A 25,184-nucleotide genomic window follows, 5' to 3' on the forward strand; every position below is an offset into this window, starting at 1 on the left:
GGTTTACTGGTCAGACCAGTCTACCGGTCAGGGGGCAGGATGAAAGTCCGGATCCACGCGGCGGCGTTGGCGCTGCTGCTGGTGACGTCCGCCTGCTCCGCCGGTTCGAGCGCCACCGTGGCCAAGGATCCCCATACGCTCGCGGTCGGCTACACCGCCGAGCCCGCGAATTTCGACTTCACCCGCACCGACGGTGCCGCCATTCCGCAGGCCCTGCTCTACAACGTCTACGAGGGTTTGGTGAAACTCGACACGGACGGGAAGATCGTGCCGCTGCTGGCCGAATCGTGGACCGTCTCGGAAGACCGCAAGACCTACGACTTCAAGCTCCGCAAGGACGCGAAGTTCGGCAACGGCACGCCGTTCACCGCCGAGGACGTCAAGTTCTCGCTGATGCGCGTCAAAACCGACTGGACGGTCTCGATCAAGTCCACAATGGACGTCGTCGACCGGGTCGACGTCGTCGCGCCGGACCACGCGCGGGTCGTGCTCACGAAACCCAGCAACGGCTGGCTGTTCAGCCTCACCAGCAGGCTCGGCGCGATGTTCAGCCCCACCGGCGTCGCGGATCTCGCGAACAAACCGGTCGGGACGGGGCCGTACACGGTGTCTTCGCGACGGCGCGGCGATTCCATCGTGCTCAAGGAGAATTCCGCGTACTGGGGCCGTAAACCGGCGTATTCCACCGTCGTCCTCAAGTACATCAAGGATCCGACGGCGCTTAACAACGCCCTGCTCAGCAACGGGATCGACGTCATCTCCGCGATCACCGTGCCGGACTCGATCCCTCAGTTCCAGAGCGACGACCGGTTCACCGTCGTCGAAGGCACGACGAACAGCGAGGTCACGCTCGCGTTCAACAACGCGCGTCCGCCGCTGAACGACGTCCGCGTGCGGCGCGCGCTGTCCTACGCCATCGACCGGAAGGCGTTGCTGGACACGGCCTGGGCCGGGCGCGGCACGCTCATCGGCAGCATGGTCCCGCCGACGGATCCTTGGTACGAAGACCTTTCGAACGCGTACCCCTTCGACCCGGCGAAGGCGAAAACGCTGCTCGCCGAGGCCGGACAGCCGCAATCCGCGCTGCGCTTGAGGATTCCCAACCTGCCGTACGCCGTCTCGGCCGCGCAGGTGGTGGCGTCGCAACTGGCCGATGTCGGGGTCACGGTGACGATCGAACCGCTGGACTTCCCGGCGGTTTGGCTCAAGCAGGTCTTCACCGACCGCGACTACGACCTCTCGATCATCCAGCACGTCGAGGCACGCGACATCGTCACCTTCGGCAAGCCGAAGTACTACTGGGGTTATGACGGCGAGCCCGTCCAGCAAAACCTGGCGAAGGCCGACGCCGGAACGCCCCAGGAGCAGGTCGGCGCGATGCGGCAGGTCGCTCGGCAGCTGTCCGAAGACGCCGCCGCTGATTGGCTCTTCCTGTTCCCCAATGTGATCGTGGCGAAGAACAAGGTGACCGGGTTCGTCCGCAACCAGGTCAGCGAGTCCTTCGACCTCACGGGATTGGCGCCGCGATGACGGTCAAGGTCCTCCGCCGCCTGTCGATCCTGATCGCCAGTGTGCTGGTCGCGTCGATCGTGGTGTTCCTGTTCATGGCCGTGCTGCCCGGCGATCCGGCGCAGGTCGCGCTCGGCGTCAACGCGACGCCGGAGCTGATCGCGAAGACCCGCGCCGAATTCGGCATCGACCGGCCGTTGGTGACGCAGTACTTCGAGTGGATCGGCGGTGTCCTGCAAGGCGACTTCGGCCGCTCGTACGTCACCCGCGAAGAGATCGGACCCGCATTGGCCGACCGGCTCGGCGTGACGTTGTGGCTGGTCGGGGCCGGGATGCTGGTCGCGTTGCTGATCGCGGTCCCGGCCGGGACGTTCGCCGCCGTGCGGCGCCGGAAAGCCGATGGCACCGCGGTTTCCGGGCTCTCGCAGATCGGCGTCGCGATTCCCGCGTTCCTCGCCGGCATCATCCTGGTGCAGATCTTCGCGGTGCACTTGCGCTGGCTGCCTTCCGGTGGCTGGACACCGCCGGTGCAAGACCCTGGCGAATTCCTCCGCGGCCTTGTCCTTCCGGCGTTGTCACTCGGCCTCGTGCAGGGGGCCGTACTGACCCGATACACCCGCTCCGCCGTGCTCGACACCCTCGGGCAGGACTATCTGCGCACCGCGCGCTCCAAAGGACTTCGGCCGTTCCAGGCGCTGTTCCGCCACGGGCTGCGCAACGCCGCCGTGCCGGTGGTGACGGTGCTGGGCCTGCAACTGGCGACGCTGCTGATCGGCGCGGTCGTCGTCGAGCGCGTGTTCGTCCTGCCGGGCTTGGGCAGCATGCTGCTCGACTCGGTGGCGTCACGGGATCTGGTGTCCGTGCAGGGGATCGTGCTGGTGCTGGTGGTCGGTGTGCTGCTGGTGAATTTCGTGGTCGACGTCCTCTACACGGTGCTCGACCCGAGATTGCGGGGTTCCTGATGCGCGATCGCAGTCTCGTGATCGGCGGCGCACTGGTCGCTTTGATCGTGCTCGCCGCGCTGCTTTCGTTCGTGTGGACGCCGTTCGACCCGGTGAAGGTCGACGCGGCCCATCGGCTGCACGACTTCAGCGGCGCCAATCTGCTGGGCACGGACGGCTTCGGCCGCGACGTGCTCAGCCAGCTCATGGTCGGCGCGCGGACGACGCTGTACGTCGGCGTGGTCGCGGTCGGGATCGCCGCGCTGATCGGGACGCCGCTGGGCATCCTCGCCGGGATGTCGTCGCGGTGGCTCGGCGAGTTCGTCATGCGCGTCAACGACCTCGTGCTCGCGTTCCCCGCGTTGCTGCTGGCGATCATGTTCGGCGCGGTGTTCGGGGCCGACACGCTGACCGCGATGGTGGCGATCGGCATCGCGACCATCCCGGCCTTCGCCCGGATCGCCCGCTCGGGAACGCTGCAGGTGATGAGCAGCGAATTCGTGCTGGCCGCGCGGTCGGCGGGCCGGTCGCGGCTGACCATCGCCGCGCGGCACGTGCTGCCGAACATCTCCGGAATGCTGATCGTCCAGGCGTCCGTGTCGTTCGCGATCGCCGTGCTCGCGGAAGCGGCGTTGTCGTTCCTCGGGTTCGGCACGCGGCCGCCGACGCCATCGTGGGGCCGGATGTTGCAGGAATCCCAGGTGTTCCTGACCCTGCACCCGCGGCTCGCGCTCGTACCCGGCGTCGCGATCGCCATCGCCGTCCTCGGTTTCAACCTGCTCGGGGACGGCCTCCGCGATCGTCTCGACCCTCGATTGGCGGTGCGGCTATGACCCTCGAAGTCCACGGCCTCGGCATCGGTGACCTGGTCCGCGGCGTCTCGTTCGACATCGCGCGCGGCGAGCGCGTCGGATTGATCGGCGAGTCCGGTTCGGGGAAGTCGTTGACGGCGTTGTCGATCATGGGCCTGCTGCCCGAAGAACTCGCCGCGTCCGGTTCGGTGAAGCTCGACGGCCGCGAGTTGCTGACCGCGCCGGAGAAGGAACTGTCGCGGCTGCGCGGCAACGAACTGTCGATAGTGTTTCAGGAGCCGATGACGGCGCTGAACCCGGCGATGCGGGTCGGCGCGCAGGTGGCCGAGCCGATGCGGATCCACCGCGATCGCGGGAATCACCGCGCGGCGGCGGAGACGTTGCTGGATTCCGTCGGTTTGCCAGGGACTTTCCGCGCGTATCCGCATCAGCTCTCCGGTGGGCAGCGGCAACGCGTGGTGCTCGCGATCGCGCTGGCCAACGATCCGAAGCTCCTGATCTGCGACGAGCCGACGACCGCGTTGGACGTCACCGTGCAGGCGCAGATCCTGGAGTTGATCCTCGACGGCGTCCGCGAGCGGGAGAGCGCGCTGCTGTTCATCACGCACGACCTCGCCGTCGTGGCGTCGGTGTGCGAGCGGGTGCTGGTGATGCTGGACGGCGAGATCGTCGAGGCCGGAACCACCCGCGAAGTGCTCACCGCTCCCCAGCACGAGTACACCAAGAAGCTTTTGGCCGCTTCGGATCTGGAGGCGAGCCGATGATGATCGAGGTCCGGGACCTGGAACGCCGCTACCCACGCCGCGACGTGCACGCCCTGCGCGGGGTTTCGTTCGACGTCGAGGCTGGTCAGCGCTTCGGGATCGTCGGCGAGTCTGGCTCGGGGAAGTCCACTTTGGTCAGATTGCTGGCCGCTCTCGACAAGCCGACGGCGGGCAGTGTCTCGTTCCAGGGCAAGCGCGTCGACACGCTGCCCGAACGGAAACTCGGCTTCCTTCGGTCGGAACTGCAGATCGTCTTCCAGGACCCGATGGGCTCGCTCGATCCGCGGATGCGGGTGCGCGACATCATCTCCGAACCCTTGGGACGCCGGGACCCCGCGCGGGTTTCGGAGCTGCTGAAGGCGGTCGGCCTGCCCGAAGACGCCGCCGGCCGGTACCCGCACCAGTTCTCCGGCGGGCAGCGGCAGCGCGTCTCGATCGCGCGGGCGCTCGCGCCGAACCCGAGCGTCCTCATCGCGGACGAACCGGTGAGCGCGCTCGACGTCTCGGTGCGGAAACAGATCCTCGACCTGCTCGCGTCGCTGGTCGAGCTGTACTCGCTGACGCTGGTCTTCGTCTCGCACGACCTCGGTGTGGTGCGGCACGTCTGCGACCGGGTCGCGGTGATGCGGCGCGGGGAGATCGTCGAGATGGGTGACGTCGACCAGGTCTACGACGCGCCGGAACACGAGTACACCAGGGAGCTGCTGGCGGCCGCGCCGAACCTGCGCGCCGAGCTGGCGCGGCTTCGTAACGGAGGCGACGATGCTTGAGTACCCGGAAGGACTGCCGATCGGCGACGGCTGGATGTCCACTGTGGACACTGAGCCGGTGACGTTCCCGTACGACGGGAGCGAGATCGGCCGGGCGCCGGTCGGGACGCCGGAGCTGGCCACGCGGGCGATCGACGAGGCCGTCGCGGTGTTCAAGCAGGTCGCGGCCTTGCCATCGCGTACCCGTCGCACGCTGTTGAACCACGTCGCCACCGCTCTGGAAGCCCGGCGCGAGGCCTTCGAGCGGCTGCTGGTCTTGGAGACCGGCAAACCGCTGGTGGATTGCCGTGTCGAGGTCGCCCGCACGATCGTCACCTGGCAGGCCGCCGCCGAAGAGGTTTCCCGGCTGCACGGCGAGACCGTGCCCCTCGACCTGCTGCCGTCCGGCGACGGGCTGGTCGGGTTCTGGAAGCGTAAGCCGATCGGCGTCGTGGTCGGCATCGCCGGATTCAACTATCCGCTGCTGCTGGCGTCGCACAAGATCGCGCCCGCCATCGCGGCGGGCTGCCCGGTGGTGGTGAAACCCGCCCCGCAGACGCCCTTGGCGACCTTGTGGCTCGTGCACCTCGTGCGCTCGCTGACCGACGTGCCCGCGATGGTCCAGCTGGTCACCGGGGACGCGGCGGTCGGGGCGGCGCTGACAACGGACAGGCGGGTGGGTGCGGTGTCGTTCACCGGATCCGCGCTGGTCGGGCACCGGATCGCCCGCGACGCCGCGCCGACGAAGACGTTGCTGGAGCTGGGTTCCAACGCCGCGCTCGTCGTCGCCGAGGACGCCGATCTCGACGCGGCCGCCGACGCCGTGCTGCGCGGCGGGTTCTACGCGTCCGGCCAGGCCTGCATTTCGGTGCAACGCGTCCTGGTCGTCGAAGCGGTGGCCGAGGAGTTCACCGAAAGCGTGCTGGCGCGGTTCGGCGAGGTCGTCGCGGGTGATCCCCGCGACGAGAAGACGCGGGTGTCGGCACTGATCGACGAGGGTTCGACACGGCGCGTTCAGGAATGGGTCGACAAAGCGACTTCGGCGGGTGCGCGGCTGGTCGGTGGCGGTGTGGACGGAACAGTGCTGCGCCCGACGGTGCTGCTCGACGTGCCCGAGGGCCTCGAATGCTGGGACGAAGAGATCTTCGGCCCCGTCGTCTGCTTTCGCACTGTGGCAGGAGTGGACGAAGCGTTCGACGCGGTCAACGCGTCGCGCTACGGCCTGCACGCTTCGGTGTTCAGCACGTCCTTGAAGACCGCGTTCCGCGCGCTCGACGAACTCGACGTCGGCGGTGTGGTGGTCAACGAGGTGCCCGGTTTCCGGTCCGACACCATGCCGTACGGCGGCGTGAAGGACTCCGGGATCGGGCGGGAAGGGCCGCGGTTCGCGGTCGAGGAACTGACCGTGACGAGGATGGCGGTGCTGCGGCCATGAGCTATGAGAACCTGTTCCGCCTCGACGGACGACGGGCCGTGGTGCTCGGCGGAGGCAGCGGCATCGGCCGCGAAGCCGCTCGGGCGCTGGCCGCGCACGGCGCTGAAGTGATCGTCGCGGACCGCGATGTCGCCGCCGCCGAGGAAACCGGTGCGGGGGAGGCCTACGAGATCGACCTGCTCGAGTCCGGTGCGGCCGCGCGAGCGGCGGAAGAACTCGGCGAGATCGACGTCGTGGTGCTGACCGCCGCGACCAACGTGCGCAAACGCCTGCTCGAGTACTCGCGCGAGGAATTCGACCGGGTGATCGCGCTGAACCTCGGTGCGACGTTCGAGGTCGTCCGCGCGTTCGGCGCGGGGATGGTCGAGCGCGGGAGGGGCAGCGTCATCGGGTTCTCCTCGATCCGCGGTACGACCGTCGAGCCCGGTCAGGGGCCGTACGCGGCGACGAAAGCCGGTCTCGTGCAGCTGTTCCGCACGGCCGCGGCGGAGTTCGGCCCGGCCGGGGTGCGGGTCAACGCGATCGCTCCCGGCGTCGTCGAGACTCCGCTCACCGCGCAAATCAAAGCGGATCCGGCCTGGTACGACGCCTACGCGACCAAGGGGGCGCTCGGCCGCTGGGCACGTCCGGACGAACTCGCCGGCGCCGTCGTCTATCTGGCGTCCGACGCGTCGTCGTTCGTGACCGGGTCCGTGCTGGCGGTGGACGGCGGCTGGACCGCGGTCGACGGCCGCTTCGAACCGCCCGCGACGTGAGGAGTTCCGCTGTGCCGGAGTTGCCCGATCTGACCGCCGTCGAACTGGTCGCCCAGTACCGCGCGAGAACGTTGTCGCCGGTCGAGGTCACCGAAGCGGTCCTCGCCCGCGTCGAGGCGCGCGAGCCCGAACTGCACGCGCTGTACGCGTACGACCCGGGCGGCGCGCGTGAAGACGCGAAGGCGTCCGAAAGCCGCTGGCACGCCGGGGAACGCCTCGGCCCGATCGACGGCGTTCCCTTGACCCTCAAGGAGAACATCGCGACCCGCGGCACCCCGGTCCCGCTCGGCACGGCCGCCACCTCGCTGGTGCCCGCGCCTGACGACGCCCCGGCGGGCGCTCGCGTGCGCGAGTCCGGAGGGGTCCTGCTCGGCAAGACGACCATGCCGGACTACGGGATGCTGACGTCCGGGCTGTCGAGTTTCCACACCGCGTCGCGGAACCCGTGGGATACGGCGCGCACGCCCGGCGGTTCCAGCGCCGGCGCCGGTTCGGCGGCCGCCGCCGGCTACGGCCCGCTGCACGTCGGTACCGACATCGGCGGCTCGATCCGGCTGCCCGCCGGTTGGTGTGGCCTGGTCGGGTTGAAACCGAGTTTCGGTCGCGTGCCGGTCGATCCGCCGTTCCTCGGCCGCGTCGCCGGGCCCATGACGCGGACCGTGGCCGACACCGCGCTGCTGATGAGCGTTCTGTCCGGTGTGGACGGTCGCGACCACCTTTCGCTGCCGGCGTCCTCACTTGACTGGGAGTCGCTGTCAGTCGGGGTCAAGGGCCTACGGATCGGTCTCCACCTCGACCCCGGCGTCGGCCTCCCCGTCTCGCCGGACATCCTCGCGGCGGTCACCGAGGCCGCGCGGGCCTTCGAAGCCGCGGGCGCCGTCGTCGAACCGGTGGAACCGTTCCTGCGCCGCGAAATGCTCGACGGGCTCGACACCTTTTGGCGCGTCCGAGCCTGGTCGGACATGTCCACACTGTCCGAAGAACGCCGCGCGAAGGTCCTGCCGTACATCGCCGACTGGGCCGCCGGCGGCGCCGACGTCAGCGGTGTCGACACCTACCGCGGCTTCGCGCAGATCGACGCCATCGCCGTCGCGACCCTGCGCGAGACCGAACGCTTCGACGTCGTCCTGTCACCGACGTGCCCCGTCTCGGCCCCGCCAGCGGAGTGGCCTTCGCCGACCAACGACCCGCGCCGTCCGTTCGAGCACATCGCGTTCACCGTGCCGTACAACATGTCCGGCCAGCCCGCCGTCTCGATCAACTGCGGCTACACGAGCGATGACCAGCCCATCGGCCTCCAGATCAGCGGCCGCCGCTTCGCCGACCTCGACGTCCTTCGCGCCGCTGCCGCCTACGAAACCCTTCGCCCCCCTGCCCGCCCCTGGCCCCGCCCCTGACGCAATTCGTCCTCTGGTTGCGGTAGATGCGCGTTCATCTACCGCAACCAGAGGACGAATTGCGTCAGGCACGACGCCCTGTCCTGCCGTCGTTGCCTTGCCTGCCAGCAAGCGAAAAGATCAAAGCCCCGGTGACATGACCAGCAGGTCAGGGGCCATCCGGGGCTATTCGTCGGCAAGCATAGCAAATTTGTCGGCCACGTCGAGTGGACGGCGAATCCCTAGGCAGGAGTTCCGAGGATGACCAGCGCTGGTGCGGGGGACTGGATCGAAACCTGGCTGTCGAAGCCAAGGTTCGAGGTCTTCCCGCAAGCGGCGAACCAGGAACGGGAGCAAGCCGTGGGCTTGTACGAGTGGAACACGGCGGTATCCGCAGCGATCCATCACGACCTGTCGCACCTGGAAGTCGCCTTGCGCAACGCTTATGACCGGGCACTGGGCCATGCCGTCGCAGAGGGAAAGGCGCACTGGGTCTTCCAGGCGACGATGATCTTCCCGTCGCGGTGGCAGAAAGCGGCGAACGGTACGCGGTACGACGTCAACGAGACAAGCCGAAGACTGCTTGCCGAAGCGATCAAGAACGCGACCCCGAAGGTCAACCGCCCTTGCGGTTCGGACAAGCGGCCATCGCCGTCGCCCGGAAAGATGATCGCCGAACTCAGCTTCGGCTTCTGGCGGTACCTGTCCGCGAGACGTCATCACGACCCGCTGTGGATCCCGTACCTACACTTGGCCTTTTCGTGCCGGGACCGACCGTCGTGACGTCGACCGGCACGTAGAGCGCTTACACAGGCTTCGCAACCGCGTCGCTCACCACGAGCCGCTGCTCGCTGTCGATTTGCTGGGGCACTGGAAGGACGTGCAAGACCTTGCCGGTCTCATCTCCCCACAGGTCGCTGCCTACATCACGGCCAACAGTTCATGGACGCGGCTGTTCGCCGCACGTTCCTGTCAGCCGCCGATCGCTTCCGCCAGCGCCAGGATCCGCCGCGCGTTGTCCACGTGCAGGTTTTCGATCATCCGCCCGTCAACGGTCACGACGCCCTGCCCGGCCGCCTGTGCCTCCTCGAATGCCGAGATGATCTTGCGCGACCGTTCGATCTCCTCCTCTGACGGCGCGAAGATCCGATTGCACGGCTCCAGCTGCGTCGGGTGGATCAGCGTCTTGCCGTCGAAGCCGAACTGGCGCCCCTGCAGGCATTCCGCCTCGAAGCCTTCGAGGTCCTTCACGTCGTTGTAGACGCCGTCGAGGATCGCCTTGCCGGTCGCCCGCGCGGCCAGCAGTGCCAGCGAAAGCCCGCCGAGCAGCGGCGCGCGGCCGGGGACGAATTCGGCGTGCAGTTCCTTCGCCAGGTCGTTCGTGCCCATGACCAGCACGGTCAGCCGTTCGGACGCCGACGCGATCTCCTCGGCGTGCAGCATCGCGACCGGGGTTTCGACCATCGCCCAGATCTTCGTGTGATCGGGTGCGCCGCCGAGTTCCAGCGCGCGCTCGATGTTGTGCACCTCGGCGGCGGAGTTCACCTTCGGCACCACGATCGCGGCCGGACCCGCCTGCGCGGCGGCCCGGAGGTCGGCGTCGTGCCATTCGGTGTCGAGGCCGTTGACGCGGATGGTCACCTCGCGCTCGCCGTACTCCTTCGAAGACGCGGCGACGCAGACCCGCTCACGAGCGGCTTCCTTCGCGTCGGGCGCGACGGCGTCTTCGAGGTCGAGGATCAGCCCGTCCGCGTCGAGCGTCTTGGCTTTTTCCAGTGCTCTTTCGTTCGCGCCGGGCATGTACAGGACGGAACGGCGGGGATTCATTCGGAAGCCTCCTGATCTTTTCGGATCACGCGTTTTGGCCGGCAGGCCTCGCCAACGCGGCTGCGGGCCGCCGTGCGGTGGCGACTGGCGGGTGTTCGATCAGCCGCGGCCCGTGGACGTGTTCGCGATCGCGTGATGTCAAACACTGCCGGCGGCGTCGTAGGCGGCGGCGAGTTCGGGGTCGTCGGCGGCCAGGGCGTCGGCGAGTTCGGCGACCACCCGGCACTGCTTCACCGAGGCGTCGTCCTGCATCTTCCCGTCGATCATCACGGCACCGGTGCCGTCACCCATCGCGGCGATCACGCGCCGCGCCCAGGCCACGTCCTCGGGAGAGGGTGAGAACACCTTCTTGGCGATGTCGATCTGCACCGGATGCAGGCTCCAGGCACCCACGCAGCCGAGCAGGAACGCGTTGCGGAACTGGTCTTCGCAGGCCACGACGTCACGGATGTCGCCGAACGGCCCGTAGTACGGCATGATCCCGTTCGCCGCGCAGGCGTCGACCATCCGCGCGACGGTGTAATGCCAAAGGTCCTGCTGATACGTCGTGCGTCCCTCGTTCAGGTCTTCGCCGGTCGGGTCCGTGCGCACGAGGTAACCGGGATGCCCGCCACCCACCCGGGTGGTCTTCATCCGGCGGCTCGCGGCGAGGTCGGCCGGGCCGAGCGAGATGCCCTGCATCCGGGGGCTCGCGCCGGCGATCTCCTCGACGTTCGCGACGCCGCTGGCGGTCTCCAGGATGGCGTGCACCAGCAGCGGCTTCGTCAGGCCCGCTCGCGCTTCGAGCTGCGCGAGCAGCCTGTCGACGTAGTGGATGTCCTGCGCGCCTTCGACCTTCGGCACCATGATCACGTCGAGCTTGTCGCCGATCTCGGTGACCAGCGTGATCAGGTCGTCGAGCACCCACGGCGAGTCGAGGCTGTTGACGCGCGTCCACAGCTGCGTCTTCCCGAAGTCGTTCGCCTTGGCGATGGCGACGAGCCCGTTCCGCGCGGCCTCCTTGCGGTCGGCGCGCACCGCGTCCTCGAGGTTCCCGAGCAGGACGTCGACCTTCTTGGCGAGATCCGGGACCTTGGCCGCCATCTTCTCGTTGCTGGGATCGAAGAAGTGGATCATCCGCGAAGGAGGCACGGGGATCTGGCGGAGCGGTTCGGGCGCCCCCACCGCGAGCGGGGCGAAGAAATCCTTCGGCGAACGCATCGTTCCTCCATCGCAACGGGCTAAGTGACCGACGAGTAACCCTAAACCCGGAAGGCGGGGAACCGCTGCGGCGCAGCTCACCTCCAAGGGGGCACGATCGGGAATCGCGGAGGAATCTGTGGACGACTGGGCCTTGCCGGGTTTCACCGAGCTGGGGTCGCTGGGCGAAGGCGGGTTCGGGCGTGTCGTGCTGGCGCGGCACGAGGAATCCGCCCAGGTCGTGGCCATCAAATACCTGTACACGCGGTTCGCCGCGGACCCGCGGCGGCTGGCCGAATTCCGCCATGAGGCGCAGATCCTGAGCCGGGTTTCGGGACCGCACACCGCCCGTCTGCACCAGTTCGTGGAGACCCCACAGGGTGCCGCCATCATCATGGAAGCGGTTCACGGAATCTCCCTGAAAGAGATCCTCGGCCGCCAGGAGAGGCTCGAACCCGAAGCCGCGCTGGCCATCCTCAAGGGCTCGCTGCTCGGCCTCGCCGGCGCGCACGCCGCAGGCACCGTCCACCGCGACTACAAACCGGCCAACGTCCTGGTCACCCGCGAGGGGCAAAGCAAACTGGTCGACTTCGGCATCGCCGTCCTCGCCGGGCAGACCGGTGTCGCCGCGGGCACCCCCGCGTACATGGCGCCCGAGCAGTGGGCAGGCGGGATCGCCACCCCCGCGACCGACGTCTACGCCGCGACCTGCGTTTTCTTCCAGTGCGTCGCCGGGCACCGGCCGTACGAGGCCGAACAGACCGAAGTGCTCCGCACACTGCACGAATACGCGCCGATCCCGTTCGGTGAGGTCCCCGAACCGGTCCGCGACCTCATCGCGCGCGGCATGGCGAAGGACGTCGCCCAGCGGCCGTCGGGCGCGGCCGGGTTCGTCGCCGAACTGGAGTCTTCCGCGCGGAAGGCGTACGGCGACGACTGGGAGCGCAACGGCCGGCACTGGCTCGCCAAGGGCGCCGGTGTCCTGGTCGCCCTGTCCCCGCTGGCCCTGCTCGGAGCCGGGACGGCCGCCGCGCCGGTCATCGCGGGTGGCGTGGTCGGCGGGGTCGCGGCGACCACCGGCGGCGGGATCGCGCTCGGCCTCAAGGTGACCGCCGCGATCGCCGCCGTCACCGCTGCCGCCGTCGGCACGGTCGTGGTGGTCGACGCCGGCAGCGACGACCAGCCGTCACCGCGGACGACGACGCTCGCCGCCCTGCGGGTCGACGTCCGCACCCGCACCGAGAAGCTCAACGGCTTCGACTACAACGGCAAGTACGTCCGGATCAGCGGACTGAAGGACAAGGCCGTCGAGGAGCGGGTCAACAAGGCGTTGATGGCGCCGATCGACGGCTGGCTCACGAGCGTCTGGTCGCCGGGCAACCCGCCGGAGAAGGAACCCGACGGCGACATCCCGCATATGACCACCAAGGCCGAGGTCCTGCGCCAGGACGACAAGCTGCTCTCGGTCGTCTACGAACGTTCGGTCGAAACCGTGCAGCTCGGAAACCACGGCGGCTACGACGTTCGCACCCTCGTGATCGACCTGTCCGGCGGCGACGTGATCTCGACCCCGAACCTGTTCGACAACGTCGAGGGCAACGCCGAACGGATGCTGACACTGGAAGACCGGCTCTACGCCTCGGCCAGACCAGGTGAATGCCTCGCCGAGCCGCCATCGGAGCCGAAGCATCTCCCCGCCAGGTCGATGTCGGATCCGTACACCGAAGAAGCGTCGATCGTGCAGGCGGCGCCCGCGGCGGGCGGGATGGTCTTCCACCTCAGCGCCTTCGCACTCGGGTATCCGATGGTCTGCAACCCGACGACGGTCACCGTGCCTTACGACCGGCTGCTCGATCTGCTGAGTCCCAGGGTCAAGAAGCTGCTCGGCGACACACCGGCGCAACGGACCAAAGAGGACGACGTCGGCGCGTTCACCATCACCACACCGGAGAAGTGGTCGCTGCGGTCCAGCGCGACGCTTGAGCGCTCTCTGGTGACCGTCGACCAGTGCTCGGGGGCGCAGTGCGCGCACGTTCTCTTCAGTGACAACTCACGGGTCGATCCGTCCACTCCGGCGTATGAACCGGGCAAGCCGTACAACCGCTCGACCGGCCCGCGTCCGTGTCATTCCCTCGGGGTACCAGCTGAAACACAGGGTTCGCCCGTCTTGCAGGCGAAGGAGCTTCGGCCGATCGGAACGAAGAAGGCCGCCTACGAGGAATGGCAGCTCACGTGTTCTGGCGGCGGGATCGTCACCCAGCGAGTGTGGTTTCTGCCGAAAACGCAGCTCGTGATCGTCGACGAGTGGAACACTCCAGGACTCGACAAGATTTTGGAAGAGGCACGGTGGCACTGACCGACGAGTGGAGACTGCCCGGCTTCACCGAGCTGGAGCAGCTGGGGGAGGGCACCTTCGGCCGTGTTGTCCTGGCACGCCAGGACAACACCGGCCACATCGTCGCGATCAAATACCTCTTCTCCCGCTTCGCCGCGGATCCCGCGTATCTGACCGCGTTCCGGCAGGAAGCGCTGGCGCTGCATCGGGTGTCGAGCCCGCACGTCGTCCGGCTGTACGAGTTCTTCGAGACGCCGCAGGGCGCGGCGATCGTGATGGAGGCGATCAACGGGGTCTCGCTGCGCGCGGTACTTCAGGCCGAAGGCGCTCTCGAGCCCGAAGCCGCGCTCGCGGTGCTGAAGGGATCGCTGCTCGGGCTGGCCGCGGCGCACTCCGTCGGCGTCGTCCACCGCGACTACAAACCGGGCAACGTCCTCGTCGCCGACACCGGCGAGAGCAAGCTGGTCGACTTCGGCACGGCAGTCCTCGCCGGTGACCGGGGTCCGGCGGTCGGCACGCCGGCGTACATGGCGCCCGAACAATGGGCGGGTGGACAGTCCACTCCCGCGACCGACGTCTACGCCGCGACCTGTGTGTTCTTCCAGTGCGTCGCCGGTCATCGGCCGTATCAGGCCGACGACACCGAGGTGCTCCGCACGCTGCACGAACACGCGCCCATCCCATTCGGCGAAGCACCCGAACCGGTGCACGAGATCGTCGCGCTGGGGATGGCGAAGGATCCGTCGAAACGACCGGTCGACGCGCTCATGTTCGTCGGCGAACTGGAACGTGTCGCCCGCGCGGGTTACGGCGACGACTGGGAACGCAAGGGCTGGTCACGGCTGGCGAAGGCGACGGGCCTGCTCGCCGCGGTGACGCCGCTGGCCCTGCTCGGCGCGGGTACGGCGGCCGCGCCCGGGGTCGCCGCCGCCGGAACGGGCGCGGTGGCCGCGTCGACCGGCGGGATCGCGGCCGGGCTGAAGGTCGCCATCGGTGTCGTCGCGGCGACGGCCGCGGTGGTCGGCTCGGTGGTCGTCTTCTCCGACGCGAGCACCCCGCCGCAGTCACCGCCGACGACTCAGCAGGCCGTCGCGCTCAAGGTCGCCATGAAGAACCGCACCGGCACCGTGCCAGGAACGAACCTCGCCTACACCGGGGACTATCCAGAGGTGTCCGGGTCCACCGACCAGGCCTGGCTGAAGCGGGTCAACGACGCCCTGACCGCGCCGATCGACGAGTGGAACCGCAAGACCGGCCCCGGCGCGGCCAAACTGGAGCCGGAACGCGGGCCGTACGAACTCCTCACGAAGGCCGAGATCCGCTCGCAGAACGAGCGGTACCTCTCGGTGAGCTACACCCATGACCTCACCAACAAACCGCATTCGACCTGGGGAAACGGTCGTGACGCGGTGACGATCGACCTGAAGGAGGGCAAGGCACTCACGCCCGCCGAACTGTTCGCCCCCGGGAAGTTCACCGACGACGGACTGCGGACCCTCGCCGAACTGCTCTGGCCCGACAAGAAGCAGTGCGGCCCTGCCAACGCCTACTTCCCGTACCGTCCCCTCAAGACGGCCGACCTCACCGACGAGCGGAAGGTGTGGCTCGCGTTCACCCCGACGGCCGTCGAGATCACCGTCGACCTCAACAGGCTCGGCTTCGCCACCGCCTGTGGCGTCCAGAACTACACGCTGCCCTACGACAAGGTCGCCGATCTCCTGAATCCGGAACTCGCCGCGGGCGTGACCGGCGGAAAACCGCTGAAGGGGACCTCGGCCGCGCCGCCCGCGCAAGGGCTCACCGACGTGGCGGTCGGCGCGCTGACCCTGCATCTGCCGCCGGGCTGGACGGCGGTGCCGCAGGGACTCGAGAAGGTGATCGTCGATTCGAGTTGCCCGGATCCGAAGAAATACTTCAACTGCCGCTACTTCCTCATCACCGACAACACGAAGGAATCCGCGGAGCAGCCGGCCTATCGGCCGGGCGAGCTGTACCGCCGCAGCGCGGGCGGCCGCGCCTGCAACGCCGCCGGCCGCAAGGACCTCCGCCAAGAGGGTGACGCTACCAAGACGGTTTCCGCCACCGCACCGATCGGCACCGCCACGGCGACCTACGAGGAGTGGGCCGTCGACTGTGTTCCTCGTGGACAGACGGGTGGCAGCGGCGAGGCGCAAGTGACCCAGCGGATCTGGTTCGTTGTGGACAGGCAAATCGTGGTGATGGACGAGTGGCGGACGCCAGGCGTCGAGGAACTCCTCCGAACCGCGACGTTCTCATGACCTTGACCTGGGAAGCCCCAGAAATGTCCACAGTGGAATGAGTGTGCACTGGGCCGGATGGCCTAACGTTTCGCTTCCTTTGCCGCGTCTGTGTCCGGTAGCGATCAGTCCATACCCGTGACCGTTCGGAGACGCCGGGTAACACCACTTACCTCGCTCTCACTCGGTTGGCGGCACGGTCGGACTGAAGTCGAATGACCGCCTGCCGACCGGTCACCGATGACAAGGCGCCGTCGATCGCAGCCACTCGCGTTGTCCGGCGCCCCCGCGTCCCCGCCCTGTTAGACAGTTCATGTGCCGCTTCCTCCGAGGCGGCACGGGATGAAGAGCCTTAGGGAAACCAGGTTCGAAGGAGGCGGAACGTGGCGGCTACACCGAACATGGAGAGCTCGACGGTCGCCGGTGGCGCGAAGCGCAGCCGGTCACTGCCGAGCCGGGTGGTGCCGCCGATCGAACTGTCCGCGAGCGTCGAGGAGCTTTCGCGCAAGGCCGCGGCCCTGCTCGGCTGGAACGGCATCGTGTTGCCGGAGACCACCGTGCTCGGCCGGAAGATCTGCGTGGTCGCCCGGCTCCGCACCGACGTGCACGCGGAGCGCATCGCGATGGGTATGGGTCCCGTCGTCGATCGCGCCACCGTCGACACCTGGACATGGCCAGAGCTGGCCGCGACCGCACCCGCGCCGGCCGCCGAGATCATCGGCGTCCTCGCGGTCGCCCGGCACTGGCGCACCGCGATGGCCTCAGCGGTCCCGTTCGCACGTTACGGCGAGGCCGCGATGGTGCTCCCATCGCCAGCCGTACTGACGGAAGATTACGTCGGCAATTGCCTGCCGCGTGCCCGCGCCTACGGGCTCGGCATCGTCGCGGCCGACCCCAACGCGGTGACCGACCTCGACCTCGAGGGGCACAACGAGCGCATGATCCTGGACGAGGACCCGGTCTCGCGCCTGGTCAACGAGATCGTCTACGACCAGCTGCTGCGCGCCACCGAGGCCCCTGCCGAAGTCGAGTAGACGCACTACTGTCGGGTCCATGCGAGTAGTCATTGCGGGTGGACACGGACAGATCGCGCTGAAGCTGGAGAAACTTCTCGCCGGGCGCGGTGATCAGGCGGTGGGGATCGTGCGCAATCCCGATCACGTCGCCGACCTCGAGGCGATCGGTGCCGAAGCCGTCGTCCTCGACCTGGAAAAGTCCGATGTGGACGCCGTGGCCAAGGTGCTCGATGGCGCCGACGCCGCCATCTTCGCCGCCGGAGCCGGGCCCGGCAGCGGCACGGCTCGCAAGGACACTGTGGACAGGGCGGCCGCGGGACTTTTCGCGGCGGCCTCCGAGCGGGCGGGCGTGCGTCGGCACATCCAGGTCGGCTCGATGGGTGCCGACAAAGGGGAGACCGCGGACGTATCGGACGATTTCCGCGTCTATCTCCAAGCGAAGAAAGCGGCCGAGGACGATCTGCGCGCCCGCGATCTCGAATGGACGATCCTGCGGCCGGGACAGCTCACCGACGAAGACGGCACCGGAGAGATCCGGATCGCGGAAGCGACCGGACGCGGGCCGATCCCGCGTCAGGACGTCGCCGCGCTCTTGGTCGCGTTGCTCGACAATCCGTCGACGGTGGGACGCGTCCTCGAAGCGATCTCGGGTGATACTCCTATCTCTCAGGCTGTTTCCGCTCTCTGAAATCGTCGGTACTGGCTAGTGTGTGGACGTAATCCGTCAGTTAAGTGAACGGAGTAGGTCCTTGCGCGAGGACATCGCGGTTTTCAGCGGTAGCGCACATCCGGAGCTCGCCGAAGAGATCTGTACTCATCTCGGTGTTCCGCTGCATCCCGTGCGGGTGCAGCGGTTCGCCAACGACTGCCTCGAAGTCCAGCTCGAGGCGAACTGCCGTGAACGCGATGTCTTCCTGATCCAGCCGCTGGTGCGGCCGGTACAGGAACACCTCGTCGAACTGCTGCTGATGCTGGACGCCGCGCGGGGCGCGTCGGCGAAGCGGATCACCGTCGTCATGCCGCACTACTCGTACGCCCGGTCGGACAAGAAGGACGCGCCGCGCATCTCGATCGGTGGCCGCCTCGTCGCCGATCTCATGGCGACCGCCGGCGCCGATCGTGTCCTCGCGATGACGCTGCACTCGCCGCAGGTGCACGGATTCTTCAGCGTTCCGGTCGATCACCTGCACGCGTTGCAGGAGCTGGCCAGGCACTTCCGCCAGTACGACCTCTCCGCGACCACTGTGGTCTCGCCGGATCTCGGCAACGCCAAGGAGGCCGCGCATTTCGCCCGGCTGCTCGGAGCGCAGGTCGCCGCGGGCGCGAAGCAGCGCTTCGCCGACGACAGAGTCGAGATCAGCTCGGTGATCGGTGAGATCACCGGCCGCGACGTGATCGTCCTCGACGACGAGATCGCCAAGGGGAGCACGGTGATCGAGTTGCTCTCCAAACTGCGCGAACTGAAGCCGCGCTCGATCCGCGTCGCCTGTACGCACGGTCTCTTCACCAGCGGCGCGCTCGAGCGGATCGGCAGCCAGCCCGATGTGCTCGAGGTCGTCTGCACGAACACGGTGCCGATCGCGCCGGAGGAACAGAGCCCGAAGCTGCGGGTCCTGTCGATCGCGCCCGCGCTGGCGGAGGCGATGCGGCGGATCCACAACGGAGAGTCGGTCAGCGCGCTCTTCGAATCGGCTTAGGTCTGCATCGGCTCAGATCGTGCCGAGGACCCGGTCGAGGTAGGTGTTCGTGAAGATCCCGGCCGGGTCCACCTCCTTGCGGACCCGCGAGAAATCGTCGAACCGCGGGTAGCGCGAGCGGAGGGTCGCCGCGTCGAGGTCGTGCATCTTGCCCCAGTGCGGGCGTCCGCCGACCTCGCCGACGATCGACGCGAATCCGGCGAAGTACTCGCGGAAGGGCATGCCGGCGAACTGGTGGATCGCGATGTAGGCGGAGTCGCGGCCGTTGGCGGTGGAGAGCCAGATGTCGTCCGCGGCGGCGACGCGTACTTCGACCGGGAACGCGATCGGGTTCTCCAGTTTCGGTACGAACGCGCGAAGTTCGGCGAAGACGTCGAGCAGTGATTCGCGGCGGATCGCGAACTCCGACTCGACGAACCGCACGCCGCGATGGGTCACGAAGACGCGATGTGAGGTGTCGCTGTATTCGCGGGTGGAGAGGATGTTCGAGGCGAACCTGCCGAGCGGCCGCACGAGTTTCGGTACCGCGCGGCCGAGGCGGCACAGCCCGCCGAAGGCGACGTTCTCCGTGATCTCGTAGTCGACGAATTCCTTCACCTTGCTCAGCGGCTTGCGTTCGCTGCCCGCCGGGAGCCGGTTGTTGCGCTTGACCAGCGCGTTCTTGCCGTAGGGGAACCAGTAGAACTCGAAGTGGTCGTTCTCGTCGGCGAACTGGTCGAAGCCTTCGAGGACCTGTTCGAGCGGTTCCGGCCGTTCCTGCGCGGAGAGCAGGAACGACGGTTCACACTGCAGGGTGACCGTGCTGATGACGCCGAGCGCGCCGAGGCCGACCCTCGCGGCGGCGAAGAGATCGGGGCGCTCGTCCGCCGAACAGGTGACCACGGTGCCGTCGGCGAGCACGAGTTCGAGCGCGGCGATCTGGGTGGCGATCCCGCCGAGCCGGGCGCCGGTGCCGTGGGTGCCGGTGGAGATCGCGCCGGCGACGGTCTGCGCGTCGATGTCGCCGAGGTTGGTCATCGCCAGCCCCAGCGCGTCGAGTTCGGCGTTGAGTCGCTTGAGCGTGGTGCCCGATCGGACCGTGACCAGGCCTTTCGCGACGTCGGCCGACGCGATACCGGTCCAGCCGGCCAAATCCATGGCGTCGGAATTCGCCACGGCGATCGCCGTGAACGAGTGGCCGCTGCCCAGCGGGCGCAGGCGCCGTCCGGCCGCGGCGGTCCGGCCGATCGCCTCGGCGATCGCACCCGTGTCCTGCGGCCGATGCACACGCAGGGGTGTCGCCGCCGCGGTACCGGCCCAGTTGGTCCACCGAGTCATGCGCCCACCTAACAGTCGTCGTGAGTGCCGAAACAGTAAGTGAATAGTATTCGCGTTTCAAGCCCTTCTGTCGTACCTTAGTTCGGGTGACCAGTGCGACGGTGTACGACTTGGCGACGAAGGATCTGGATCCTCCGTTCGCGATAGTCGACTTGGATGCTTTCGACGCGAACGGCGCCGATCTGCTGCGGCGGGCGGGCGGCAAGCCGATCCGCGTGGTCAGCAAGTCGGTGCGCTGCCGATACCTGCTGATGCGGGCGCTCGCGCGGCCCGGCTTCGAAGGTCTCATGTGCTACTCGCTCGCCGAAGCCGTTTGGCACGTCGAGCAGGGGACGACCGACGACATCGTGGTCGCGTACCCCACCGCCGACCACGGCGCGCTGCGGCGGCTGGTGGCGAACGACCGGGCGCGGGCGGCGATCTCGATCATGGTCGATTCGCCGGAGCACCTCGACCTGGTCGATGCCGCGCTGGGGCAGGACCATGCCGAAATCCGGGTCTGTCTCGAACTCGACGCTTCGTGGCGGCCCCTGCCCGGCGTGCATGTCGGCACCCGGCGCTCGCCGGTGTTCAGCCCGCGGCAGGCCGCCGATCTGGCGCGAACCATCCTGTCCCGCAGGGGTTTCCGGCTTGCCGGGATGATGGCGTACGAAGGCCAGATCGCCGGGCTCGGCGACGCGGCGGGTGGCGGCGTCAAGAACGCGGTCGTCGGCTGGATGCAGCGGAAGTCCATTGTGGAAATCGCGAAGCGCCGCGCGGCCGCGGTCAAGGCGGTGCGGGCCCTGGCGGATCTGGAGTTCGTCAACGGCGGAGGCAGCGGCAGCGTCGAATCGACAGGCGCCGAAGCGGCCGTTACCGAAATAGCCGCGGGCTCCGGCCTGATCGGCCCCACCCTCTTCGACGGCTACGCGCACTTCTCACCGCGTCCGGCCGCGATGTTCGCGCTCCCCGTCGTCCGGCGGCCTGCGCCGAAGGTCGCCACGCTCTTCTCCGGCGGCTACATCGCTTCCGGCCCAACGGAGTCTTCGCGACAGCCGACGCCTTACCTGCCCGAAGGTCTCTCGCTGCTCGGGTTCGAGGGCGCCGGCGAAGTCCAGACCCCCGTCTCCGGCGAAGCCGCCCGCCACCTGCGGCTCGGCGACCGCGTCTGGCTACGCCACGCGAAGGCCGGCGAACTCGCCGAACGCTTCACGCACTACCACGTCGTCATCGGCGACCGCGTCGACCGGACCGTCCCCACCTACCGAGGCGAAGCCCAAAACTTCGGCTGATCCGCGCGACCCCACCCCCACCCGTCCCAGGGGGGCGCGCCCCGCACCAGCGTATCGGGAGGGGGTGTCGGGGGAGAGGATTCCGAGGGGCGGAGGGTGAAGTTGTCCACAACTGTGGGTGGGTGTGGACAACTTGTGTGGATAACAGGATAACGCCAGCTCAGGATAGGTCGTGGCGGGGCTGGTGGGGCATGTGTGACTGGTGAGGCATGGGCCCGGGTCGCCGGTGCACACTAATGGAGCAGGGAATCCGTCGGTGTGCGGAAGGCTCGCCAAACCGAGTTCGGGGCGCTCAGCGTCTCAAAAGGTGGCATGGGGGGACAGTCAGGCCGCCGATCATCAGTCCATAGTGGACCGACGTGGGCGAAGGGGACTTTCGCCGCATCGGACGCGGCGAAAGTCCCCTTCAGCCCACCCGGAGCGCCCAGAAAACTCAGGCCTCCCCGAACTTGCTCGCCAGGTACCCCTTCACCACCGACTTCGCCTCCGCCACGATCCGCTCGTCCCCACGCGGATCACGACGGAAAGCCAGCTTCAGCAGCGCGTCGGCCGTCTCGTTCGCGATCGTCAGCGCGAACCGGATGTCGTCCAGCGGCGACGAGATCCGCGCCGAAAGGATGTCGGTGAGCGCGTCGACTATGACGGCGTTGTTGTCGCGCGTCTCGTCGAGAAGCTGCCGGTCCACGACGTCACCGAAGTGGACCTTCGAGAATCCGGGGACCTCGCGGTGCATGTCGAGGTAGATGTCGAGGATCGAGTCCACGACATCCCACCAGTGTTCGGGCGCGAGCTCGTTCAGGGTGTCGGACACCGAGGCGACGAACCGTTCGAGATTGCGTTGCGTCAGCGCCTGCACCACGGCCCGCTTGTCGGGGAAGAACTGGTACAGCGAACCGACGGCCACCCCCGCGCGCTTCGCGATCAACGTGGTCGTCAGTGCTTCGTAACCGAGCTCGTCGATCAGCTGGGCGCTGGCGTCGAGCATCTGCTCCACGCGCTTGGCGCTGCGTTGCTGGACGGGCTGCCGCCGGAGCGGAGTTGTCTCCGTCTGCGGTTTCGCGGCCTGGATGTCGGACACTCGGGCTCCTCCTTCGCTGATCTGCGACTTTATCGTCCCGACAGGGTTCCCCACGGTCGAGTGAAGGCATAGTATCTGAGAACTTTTCATGTTCGGCCGTGTCTCCGAAGCTTGTGTCTCTCGAGAAAGGTGCGTAGCCGGTGGAGAATCCGACCTTCCCGTCCGAATTCCTGTGGGGTGTCTCGACCTCCGCCTTCCAGATCGAGGGGGCGACCGGAGAGGGCGGCCGAGGACAGTCCATTTGGGACACGTTCACTGAAACGGAGGGGAAGATCGCGCGGGGGGAGGACGCCAAGGTAGCGGCCGATCACTTCCACCGCTACTCCGGCGACATCGCGTTGATGGCCGGACTCGGCGTCGGCGCGTACCGGATGTCCTTCGCCTGGCCGAGAATCCAGCCCGACGGCGACGGAAAGCCCAACGCGGAAGGCCTCGCCTTCTACGACGGGCTCATCGACGAGGTCTGCGCCGCCGGAATCGACCCGGTGGGGACGCTTTTCCATTGGGATCTCCCGCAGGCGCTCGAGGACAAGGGTGGCTGGCTCTCCCGTGATACCGCCGAACGGTTCGCGGAGTACGCCGCCATCCTGGGCGAGCGGTTCTCCGATCGGGTGAAAATGTGGATCCCGCTCAACGAGCCCATGGTCATGTCGATCTTCGGCTACGCGATCGGCGAATACGCGCCGGGCAAGACCCTGCTGCTCGACGCCCTGCCCACCGCGCACCACCAGAATCTCGCCCACGGTCTCGCCGTCCAGGCCCTGCGCGCGGCCGGCGCCCGCAGTGTCGGCACGGCCAACAATCATTCGCCGATCTGGCCCGCCTCCGATTCGCCGGCGGACAAGGCCGCGGGCGAATGGATCGACGCCCTCATCAACCGCACTTACGCGGATCCTGTGTTGCTGGGCCGTTATCCCGAACAGGTCGTCGAACATCTCCCGAAGAACTTCGCCGAAGACCTGCCCACCATCGCGCAGCCGCTCGACTTCTACGGGGTGAACTACTACGAGCCGCAGGGCGTCGCGGCGCCCGGTGAAGGCAACCCGCTCCCCTTCGAGCTTCGCGCGATCGAGGGATATCCCATGACCACCAACGATTCGCCGATCGTCCCGCACGGGCTGCGCGATCTGCTCGTCGGCTTCCACGAGCGCTACCGGGAGCACCTCCCGCCCGTCTACATCACCGAGAACGGCTGCAGTTTCGACGACGTCGTCGCCGATGACGGGCACGTCCACGACCAGGAGCGCATCGACTTCCTCGACAGTCATCTGGTCGCGGTGCGCGAGGCGATGGACGCGGGGGTCGACGTCCGCGGGTACTTCGTCTGGTCGCTGATGGACAACTTCGAATGGTCGAAGGGCTACCAGCCGCGGTTCGGCCTGGTGCACATCGACTACGAGACGCAGAAGCGGACACCGAAGGATTCCTTCGGCTGGTACCGGGAACTGATCCGCCATGAGTGAGGTCAGGGAACTGCCCGAGGCGCTCGCCGAACCGGTCGCCAGGGTCCGCGCGGGCTGGATGAGCCTGCTGTTCTTCGCGAACATCGCGCTCTGGCTCGGGGTCTACGCGCCCATCCAGGTCCTGCTGCCGAAGCAGGCCGAAATCCTGGACGCGGCCAACAAAGAGGCCGTGTTCAGCCTGGTCACCGGGGTCGGCGCGGTCATCGCGCTGATCGCCAACCCGGCCGTGGGCCTGCTCTCGGACCGCACCTGTTCCGCGCGGGGACGCCGCCATCCGTGGACGGCCGCCGGTGCCGTGGTCGCCGCGGCCGGGCTGCTCGTCCTCGCGTTCGCGCCGAACGTCGCGGTCATGGTGCTCGGCTGGTGCTTGGTGCAGGCGGGCCTGAACGGAATGCTCGCGATGCTGGTCTCGGCGATCGCGGACCGGGTGCCCGTGCCCCAGCGCGCGCAGGTCGGCGGGCTGGTCGGTATCGCGCAGATGCTCGGGACCGTACTCGGCGCGGTGGTGGTCGTGGTGATGCTCGACCTCGCCGGTCTTCCGCTGGGCTACGCGGTGTGCGCGGCCATCGTGCTGGCGGGCGCGGCGGCGTTCGTCCTGCGCACGCCGGACGCGCGGCTGCCGGTCGCGTATCGGCCGTCGGCCAAGACTCGCGACGTGCTGTCGAACCTGTGGATCTCTCCGCGCAGGCATCCGGACTTCGCCTGGGCGTGGGGCTGTCACTTCATGATCAACCTCGGCAACGCCTTCGGGACGCTGTACCTGCTGTTCTTCCTCAAGGACGCGGTGCACTACGAAGACCCGGACACCGGACTGTTGATCATGATGGGGCTCTACGGCGCCGCCCTCATCGTCGGCGCGCTCATCGCCGGGCATTTCTCCGACAAGTCCGGACGACGTAAGCCCTACGTCCTCGCCGCGTCAGCGGTGATGGCCGTCGCCGCGCTGGTGCTGGTCGTCTGGCAGAACTGGACGGCCGCGCTCGCGGCGTCGCCCTTGCTGGGCGTCGGTTTCGGTGCGTACATGGCCGTCGCGCTGGCGATGCTCACGCAGGTGCTGCCCACCGCGCAGGACCGGGCGAAGGACCTCGGGGTCATCAACATCGCGAACTCGCTGCCGCAGGTGGTGGCGCCGATGCTGACCGCGCCGATCCTGGCCTACCTGGGCGGTTATCCGAGCCTCTTCGCGGCTTCGGCGCTGTCCACCGTCATCGCCGCGGTGCTGGTCACGCGGGTGAAAGGCGTCGGCTAGAGCGTTTTGGAGACCGCGGACCGGTGCCGGTCGGGGGAGGGGAGTGCAACGGCACCGGCCCGCGGAGTTCGGGGGATGGCAGCGTGTTCCTTGGCAGGTATCGCGCTGCTTTTGTGATCATCAACCTAGCGACCGATTACTGCCTTCGCTAGG

The 25,184-nt window shown here is 68.0% G+C and carries 21 protein-coding genes; 17 read left to right on the top strand and 4 right to left on the bottom strand.

The features are described 5' to 3' along the window. Nucleotides 1-39 precede the first annotated feature (39 nt). The 9 genes from ACM6LR_RS08380 (at nt 40) to ACM6LR_RS08420 (ending at nt 9,124) form a co-directional block, all read left to right on the top strand. The gene (locus ACM6LR_RS08380) at nt 40-1,530 is read left to right on the top strand and encodes an ABC transporter substrate-binding protein (RefSeq protein ID WP_414936460.1); all 1,491 of its coding nucleotides are present in this window, start codon (nt 40-42) and stop codon (nt 1,528-1,530) included. Further along, nucleotides 1,527-2,471, top strand: a complete 945-nt coding sequence (locus ACM6LR_RS08385) for an ABC transporter permease (RefSeq protein WP_414936459.1) — start codon at nt 1,527-1,529, stop codon at nt 2,469-2,471. The genes ACM6LR_RS08380 and ACM6LR_RS08385 overlap by 4 nt, the downstream gene beginning before the upstream one ends. Further along, nucleotides 2,471-3,283: an ABC transporter permease gene (locus ACM6LR_RS08390; protein WP_414943501.1), complete on the top strand. Its 813-nt coding sequence runs from the start codon at nt 2,471-2,473 to the stop codon at nt 3,281-3,283. The genes ACM6LR_RS08385 and ACM6LR_RS08390 overlap by 1 nt, the downstream gene beginning before the upstream one ends. Beyond that, complete coding sequence (locus tag ACM6LR_RS08395) at nt 3,280-4,026, top strand: ABC transporter ATP-binding protein (protein WP_414943502.1); 747 nt, start codon at nt 3,280-3,282, stop codon at nt 4,024-4,026. Before ACM6LR_RS08390 ends, ACM6LR_RS08395 begins: the two co-directional genes overlap by 4 nt. Then, nucleotides 4,023-4,796 carry an ABC transporter ATP-binding protein gene (locus tag ACM6LR_RS08400; protein ID WP_414943503.1) on the top strand — a complete coding sequence of 258 codons (774 nt, stop codon included), beginning with the start codon at nt 4,023-4,025 and terminating at the stop codon, nt 4,794-4,796. The genes ACM6LR_RS08395 and ACM6LR_RS08400 overlap by 4 nt, the downstream gene beginning before the upstream one ends. After that, nucleotides 4,789-6,210, top strand: a complete 1,422-nt coding sequence (locus ACM6LR_RS08405; RefSeq protein WP_414943504.1) for an aldehyde dehydrogenase family protein — start codon at nt 4,789-4,791, stop codon at nt 6,208-6,210. Before ACM6LR_RS08400 ends, ACM6LR_RS08405 begins: the two co-directional genes overlap by 8 nt. Further along, nucleotides 6,207-6,965 carry an SDR family NAD(P)-dependent oxidoreductase gene (locus ACM6LR_RS08410; protein WP_414943505.1) on the top strand — a complete coding sequence of 253 codons (759 nt, stop codon included), beginning with the start codon at nt 6,207-6,209 and terminating at the stop codon, nt 6,963-6,965. Before ACM6LR_RS08405 ends, ACM6LR_RS08410 begins: the two co-directional genes overlap by 4 nt. An 11-nt stretch (nt 6,966-6,976) precedes the next feature. Continuing rightward, nucleotides 6,977-8,362 carry an amidase gene (locus tag ACM6LR_RS08415; RefSeq protein ID WP_414943506.1) on the top strand — a complete coding sequence of 462 codons (1,386 nt, stop codon included), beginning with the start codon at nt 6,977-6,979 and terminating at the stop codon, nt 8,360-8,362. A gap of 240 nt (nt 8,363-8,602) precedes the next feature. After that, nucleotides 8,603-9,124 (top strand): hypothetical protein, encoded by a 522-nt coding sequence (locus ACM6LR_RS08420; RefSeq protein ID WP_414936452.1) that lies wholly within the window; start codon nt 8,603-8,605, stop codon nt 9,122-9,124. A gap of 189 nt (nt 9,125-9,313) precedes the next feature. Here ACM6LR_RS08420 and ACM6LR_RS08425 read toward each other — a convergent pair whose 3' ends face one another. Both ACM6LR_RS08425 and ACM6LR_RS08430 read right to left on the bottom strand, forming a co-directional pair. Next, entirely contained in the window at nt 9,314-10,168 is an 855-nt protein-coding gene (locus ACM6LR_RS08425; protein WP_414936451.1) for an HpcH/HpaI aldolase/citrate lyase family protein, read from the bottom strand. A gap of 138 nt (nt 10,169-10,306) precedes the next feature. Beyond that, a complete protein-coding gene (locus ACM6LR_RS08430; RefSeq protein ID WP_414943507.1) occupies nt 10,307-11,368 on the bottom strand; it encodes an HpcH/HpaI aldolase/citrate lyase family protein in 1,062 nt (353 codons plus the stop codon). Nucleotides 11,369-11,486: 118 nt separating this feature from the next. Here ACM6LR_RS08430 and ACM6LR_RS08435 point away from each other — a divergent pair, with 118 nt between their 5' ends. From ACM6LR_RS08435 to ACM6LR_RS08455, 5 genes are all read left to right on the top strand, one after another. Continuing rightward, nucleotides 11,487-13,703, top strand: coding sequence for a serine/threonine-protein kinase (locus ACM6LR_RS08435; RefSeq protein WP_414936449.1), 2,217 nt, complete (start codon nt 11,487-11,489; stop codon nt 13,701-13,703). Next, the gene (locus ACM6LR_RS08440; protein ID WP_414943508.1) at nt 13,694-15,961 is read left to right on the top strand and encodes a protein kinase domain-containing protein; all 2,268 of its coding nucleotides are present in this window, start codon (nt 13,694-13,696) and stop codon (nt 15,959-15,961) included. Before ACM6LR_RS08435 ends, ACM6LR_RS08440 begins: the two co-directional genes overlap by 10 nt. A gap of 362 nt (nt 15,962-16,323) precedes the next feature. Then, nucleotides 16,324-16,974 (top strand): hypothetical protein, encoded by a 651-nt coding sequence (locus ACM6LR_RS08445; RefSeq protein ID WP_414943509.1) that lies wholly within the window; start codon nt 16,324-16,326, stop codon nt 16,972-16,974. Between the two features lie 19 nt (nt 16,975-16,993). After that, nucleotides 16,994-17,644 (top strand): NAD(P)H-binding protein, encoded by a 651-nt coding sequence (locus tag ACM6LR_RS08450; RefSeq protein WP_414936447.1) that lies wholly within the window; start codon nt 16,994-16,996, stop codon nt 17,642-17,644. Between the two features lie 61 nt (nt 17,645-17,705). Continuing rightward, on the top strand, nt 17,706-18,653 hold the full coding sequence (locus tag ACM6LR_RS08455) for a ribose-phosphate diphosphokinase (protein WP_414936446.1): 948 nt from the start codon (nt 17,706-17,708) through the stop codon (nt 18,651-18,653). A 12-nt stretch (nt 18,654-18,665) separates the two neighbouring features. On the opposite strand, the gene ACM6LR_RS08460 is transcribed toward ACM6LR_RS08455, so the two are convergent. After that, entirely contained in the window at nt 18,666-19,970 is a 1,305-nt protein-coding gene (locus ACM6LR_RS08460) for a D-arabinono-1,4-lactone oxidase (protein ID WP_414943510.1), read from the bottom strand. Between the two features lie 86 nt (nt 19,971-20,056). Between ACM6LR_RS08460 and ACM6LR_RS08465 the strand changes: the two genes are divergently transcribed. Further along, on the top strand, nt 20,057-21,241 hold the full coding sequence (locus ACM6LR_RS08465; RefSeq protein ID WP_414936444.1) for an amino acid deaminase/aldolase: 1,185 nt from the start codon (nt 20,057-20,059) through the stop codon (nt 21,239-21,241). Nucleotides 21,242-21,674: 433 nt separating this feature from the next. On the opposite strand, the gene ACM6LR_RS08470 is transcribed toward ACM6LR_RS08465, so the two are convergent. After that, nucleotides 21,675-22,319 (bottom strand): TetR family transcriptional regulator, encoded by a 645-nt coding sequence (locus tag ACM6LR_RS08470; protein WP_414936443.1) that lies wholly within the window; start codon nt 22,317-22,319, stop codon nt 21,675-21,677. Nucleotides 22,320-22,459: 140 nt separating this feature from the next. Here ACM6LR_RS08470 and ACM6LR_RS08475 point away from each other — a divergent pair, with 140 nt between their 5' ends. Both ACM6LR_RS08475 and ACM6LR_RS08480 read left to right on the top strand, forming a co-directional pair. Further along, nucleotides 22,460-23,782: a GH1 family beta-glucosidase gene (locus ACM6LR_RS08475; protein WP_414936442.1), complete on the top strand. Its 1,323-nt coding sequence runs from the start codon at nt 22,460-22,462 to the stop codon at nt 23,780-23,782. Next, nucleotides 23,775-25,031, top strand: coding sequence for an MFS transporter (locus tag ACM6LR_RS08480; protein WP_414936441.1), 1,257 nt, complete (start codon nt 23,775-23,777; stop codon nt 25,029-25,031). Before ACM6LR_RS08475 ends, ACM6LR_RS08480 begins: the two co-directional genes overlap by 8 nt. The last annotated feature ends 153 nt before the right edge of the window (nt 25,032-25,184 follow it).

It is taken from the genome of Amycolatopsis sp. cmx-11-32 (genome assembly GCF_047608695.1).
Lineage (GTDB): Bacteria > Actinomycetota > Actinomycetes > Mycobacteriales > Pseudonocardiaceae > Amycolatopsis.